Source organism: Streptomyces calidiresistens (assembly GCF_014141525.1).
Classification (GTDB): Bacteria; Actinomycetota; Actinomycetes; order Streptomycetales; family Streptomycetaceae; genus Streptomyces; species Streptomyces calidiresistens.
In genome coordinates, this window is record NZ_VKHS01000487.1 from 1 (window position 1) to 4,308 (window position 4,308).

6 protein-coding genes are annotated in these 4,308 nt (G+C 77.6%); 3 read left to right on the top strand and 3 right to left on the bottom strand.

From position 1 onward, the window contains the following. The 3 genes from FOE67_RS18165 to FOE67_RS18175 form a co-directional block, all read left to right on the top strand. The coding region (locus FOE67_RS18165) for a tryptophan 2,3-dioxygenase family protein (protein WP_438874249.1) at positions 1 to 847 on the top strand (847 nt) is incomplete at its 5' end. Then, positions 840 to 2,126: a kynureninase gene (kynU, locus tag FOE67_RS18170; protein WP_182665594.1), complete on the top strand. Its 1,287-nt coding sequence runs from the start codon at positions 840 to 842 to the stop codon at positions 2,124 to 2,126. The genes FOE67_RS18165 and kynU, both read left to right, overlap by 8 nt. A gap of 35 nt (positions 2,127 to 2,161) precedes the next feature. Beyond that, complete coding sequence (locus FOE67_RS18175) at positions 2,162 to 3,028, top strand: alpha/beta hydrolase fold domain-containing protein (RefSeq protein WP_182665597.1); 867 nt, start codon at positions 2,162 to 2,164, stop codon at positions 3,026 to 3,028. Between the two features lie 47 nt (positions 3,029 to 3,075). On the opposite strand, the gene FOE67_RS18180 is transcribed toward FOE67_RS18175, so the two are convergent. From FOE67_RS18180 to FOE67_RS18190, 3 genes are all read right to left on the bottom strand, one after another. Then, positions 3,076 to 3,462 carry a PIN domain-containing protein gene (locus FOE67_RS18180; RefSeq protein WP_182665604.1) on the bottom strand — a complete coding sequence of 129 codons (387 nt, stop codon included), beginning with the start codon at positions 3,460 to 3,462 and terminating at the stop codon, positions 3,076 to 3,078. Positions 3,463 to 3,614: 152 nt separating this feature from the next. After that, a complete protein-coding gene (locus FOE67_RS18185) occupies positions 3,615 to 3,872 on the bottom strand; it encodes a hypothetical protein (protein WP_182665599.1) in 258 nt (85 codons plus the stop codon). Between the two features lie 234 nt (positions 3,873 to 4,106). Further along, a partial coding sequence (locus FOE67_RS18190; protein WP_182665601.1) for a GNAT family N-acetyltransferase occupies positions 4,107 to 4,308 on the bottom strand: 202 nt, incomplete at its 5' end.

Here is a 4,308-nt window from a genome sequence, read left to right on the forward strand (position 1 = left end):
CGCCCCCGCCGACCCGCACCTGGACTTCGCCGGCACCACGCCGTACGAGGACTACGTCCGCGCCGACGTGCTCACCCACCTCCAGCGCCCGCTCTCCGACGACCCCGGCGAGATGGTCTTCCTGGTCACCACCCAGGTCATGGAGCTGTGGTTCACGGTGATCGTCCACGAGTGGACCACCGCCGCCACCGCCCTGCGCCGGGACGACCTGCCGACCGCGCTCGCCGCCCTGGAGCGCTCCCGGCGCGAACTCGCCGCGCTCAACGCCTCCTGGGAGCCGCTGGCCCACCTCACCCCCGCGCGGTTCAACGCCTACCGCAGCGCGCTCGGCGAGGGCTCCGGCTTCCAGTCGGCGATGTACCGGCGGATGGAGTTCCTGCTGGGCGACAAGTCCGCCTCGATGCTCGTGCCGCACCGGGGAACCCCGCGCGTGCACGCCGAGTTGGAGAAGGCGCTGCACGAGCCGAGCCTGTGGGACGAGGCGCTGGCCTTCCTCTCCCGCGAGCGGGTGCGCTCCGGCCGGGAGCCGCTGCCGGCGGAGGTGCTGGAGCGGGACCGGACCCGCCCGTACGAGGCGCACCCGGCGGTGGAGGCGGCCTGGACCGAGGTGTACACCGCCGAGGCGCAGCAGCGGGCGACCGGCCCCGGCCCGCTGTTGCGGCTCGGCGAGGAGCTGACCGAGGTCGCCGAGATGGTGTGGCGCTGGCGCAACGACCACCTGTCCGCCACCCGGCGGGCGATGGGCGCCAAGCAGGGCACGGGCGGCTCGGCCGGCGTCGCCTGGTTGGAGAAGCGGGCCCGCCGGACCGTGTTCCCCGAGCTGTGGACGGCGCGCAGCCATGTCTGAGACGCAGGTGAACCCCGTGCATTCCCCGCCGACCGCCGCGCCGGGGTCCGGCGCCCCCCTCGGGCCCGCGCCGGACGCCGCCGCCCTGGACGCGGCCGACCCGCTGGCCGGGCTGCGCGAGCGCTTCGTCCTCGACGCCGACACCGTCTACCTCGACGGCAACTCCCTCGGCGCGCTGCCCGCCGGCGTCCCCGCCCGCCTCGCGGACGTCGTCGCCCGCGAGTGGGGCGAGCTGCGCATCCGCTCCTGGACCGAGTCCGGTTGGTGGACCGCCCCCGAGCGGGTCGGCGACCGGATCGCCCCCCTGGTGGGCGCCGCCCCCGGGCAGGTCGTGGTCGGCGACTCCACCGGCGTCAACATCTTCAAGGCCCTGGTCGCGGCCGTGCGGATGGCGGGGGAGGGGCGCGAGGAGATCCTCGTGGACGGCGACACCTTCCCCACCGACGGCTACCTCGCCGCCTCCGTGGCCCGGATGACCGGCCGGGAGTTGCGCCGCGTCCCGGCCGCCGCGATCGCCGACGCCGCCGGCCCGCGCACCGCCGTCGCCCTGGTCAACCACGTGGACTACCGCACCGGTGAGCTGTACGACGCGGCGGCGGTCACCGCCCGCCTGCACGCCGCCGGCGCGCTGGTCGTCCTCGACCTGTGCCACAGCGCCGGCGCGCTGCCCGTGCGGCTGGACGGGGACGGCGTGGACCTGGCCGTCGGCTGCGGCTACAAGTACCTCAACGGCGGGCCCGGCGCCCCGGCCTTCCTCTACATCCGGGCCGAGCACCAGCCGCGTTTCGACTCCCCCCTGCCGGGGTGGAACTCGCACGCCGACCCCTTCGCGATGACCGACGAGCACGTGCCCGCCCCCGGCGTGGCGCGCGGCCGGGTCGGCACCCCGGACATCCTCTCCATGCTCGCCCTGGAGGCGGCGCTGGAGGTGTGGGAGGGCGTGGACCTCGCGGCGGTGCGGGCCAAGAGCCTGGCGTTGACCGACTTCTTCCTCGCCCGGGTGGCGGAGACGCTGCCCGCCGGGACGGTCACCCCCGTGACGCCCCTGGAGCACGAGCGGCGCGGCAGCCAGGTCTCGTTGCGCCACCCGGCGGCGCGGGAGGTGATGGCGGAGCTGATCCGGCGCGGGGTGGTCGGCGACTTCCGCGCCCCGGACCTGCTGCGCTTCGGCTTCACCCCGCTGTACACGTCCTTCGCGGACGCGGACCGCGCGGTGCGGGTGCTCGCCGAGGTCCTCGCCGACCTCCCGGCGGGGGCACCGGGCGGGACCGGGGAGTGAGCCCCGCCGGGCGCGCCGCGCCGGCGGGGGAGGGCGTGGCGGAGACCGGACGGGACGCAGAGGAGATCGCCGCGCTGCTCGCGCTCGACCCGGTGCCGCCGGACGCGACCCTGCGCTACGGCGAGGACCACCCGGATCAGGTGGTCGACCTGTACGGCACCCGGCCCGGGGAGGGCCCGCCGGTTCGGGTGGTGGCCCTGCACGGCGGCTTCTGGCGGGCCGCCCACGACCGCGCCCACCTGTCGCCGGCCGCCGCCGCCCTGGCGGCGGCCGGACTGCCGGTCGCCCTGGTGGAGTACCGGCGGGTGGGTGCGGGCGGCGGTTGGCCCGTCACCGGGGAGGACGTGTGCGCCGCCCTCGATGCCCTCGACGGCCTCGAGGCCCCGCCCGCCGCCGACCCGATCGGGGCGGACGACGGGGGCTCCGTGCTGCTGGGGCACTCGGCGGGTGGACACCTGGCGCTGTGGGCGGCGTGCCGCGCGCTCGCTCCCGAACGGGAACGGAGACGGGAACGGGGCGGCCCGGTGGCGGGCGCGCGCGGGGTGGTGGCCGTGGCGCCGGTCGCCGACCTGGCGGACGCCGTGCGGACCGGTCTCGGTGACGGCGCCGCGACGGCCCTGCTGGGCGCCGGACCGGGCGGCGCGCCCGATCCCGCGCTGCTCGCGGACGCCGACCCGGCGGCCCACCCGCCGCCCGCCGTGCCGGTGGTGTCGGTGCACGGCACGGAGGACGGTCAGGTGCCGTTCGACCGGTCCGAGCGGTGGCGCGCGCGGCGTCCCGCGGACCGACTCGTCCCCCTGCCGGGCACCGGCCACTACGCGCCGATCACCCCCGGCACGCCGGCCTTCGCCCGGCTGCTCGACACCGTCGGGGAGTTGCTCGGCACCGCGCCGGGGGAGTGACGGGGCGCCCCGCCCGGAGGGCTCCCGCGCCCCGCCCGACGGCCCCGTCAGAGGGTCCGGCCGCCGGGGTCGGCGGGGTGTCCCTCGGTGTCCCCGCGGCCGAGGTCGAGCACCCGGACCGGGCGCCCGCGCCAGGTCTCCGGCCGCACCGTGACGACCACCGCCCCGTCGGGGCGTTCGGGCACCGGCAGGGCGGCCCACTCGGTGTGGGCGTCCGCCCAGTCCCGGCCCCGGGCCACGGCCGGGACGGCGACCGGGTCGAGGGGGAGCACGACCAGGCCGGGCAGGGCGGTGAGCCGGTCGGCGGTCCCCGGTCGGACGCGGTCGGCCTCCACCAGGGCGCAGGCCGCCGCCCCCAGGAACCAGCCGGCTTCGGCGTGCGCCCGGTGGATCAGGCGGGAGACCAGGGTGTTGCCCCGATCGGCGGCCACCATCGCCGTGTGGTCCAGGACCACGTGCGGTGGTTCGGCACGTCCGCGGACGCCGGCGGTGTGCGCCGGGGCGGGGCGGGGGATTCCCGGACGCGCGGGGTCCGCCGTTCCGCCCGGGGGCCCACCCTCCGCCCGCCGGGGTGGGAACGGCCCGGTCACACCAGGTCCACGCGGTGCAGGCGGCGGTCGATCTCCCGGTCCAGGTCGGCGCGTTCGGGGGCCTCGGGGCCGTAGCCGTTCCAGCGGCGCAGCAGGGCCTCGGCGCGTTCGGCGCGCGCGACCCGCTCGGCGGGGGTCAGTGAGGTCTCGGCGAGGCGGGCCAGCCAGCCGCGCAGCGACAGGCCCTCGGCGGCGGCGATCTCGGCGAGGCGGTCGCGGGCCTCGACGGGGATGCGGATGTTGGCGTCGGACACGGGGGTTCCTTCCGCGTGGCGGTGGCGGGGTCCCCGCCACCGGTGACGCCGGGGACACCGGGCGCACCGGGTACGGGGACGCCGCACGGGGGGCAACGGGGATGGCGTGGCGGCAACAAGTGCCGGTGCGTCACCATTTGTCCGTTGTGTCGGGATGTTACGGGTACGCACCCGTACCCCGGCGGCATGCCGCGCGGCGTGTCCGAGTCGGCCGGGTCCCGCCCCGCCGCACCCTCACAGCCGGCGGTACATCACGTGCAGACCCACCGGCCCGTGGTCGACGTGGTCGAAGGCCTCCGGGACCGTGCCGACGATCTCGAAGCCGAGCGACTTCCACAGCCGCACCGCCGCCTCGTTGGTCTCCACCACCGCGTTGAACCGGATCCCCCGGAACCCGGCCTCCCGGCACCACTCGATGACGTGCTCCCCCAGGGCC

Bases quoted from the DNA above. Each gene is read 5' to 3' on its own strand.
- FOE67_RS18180 (WP_182665604.1), bottom strand. From the start codon at position 3,462: ATGGTGGCCGCCGATCGGGGCAACACCCTGGTCTCCCGCCTGATCCAC.
- kynU (WP_182665594.1), top strand. From the start codon at position 840: ATGTCTGAGACGCAGGTGAACCCCGTGCATTCCCCGCCGACCGCCGCG.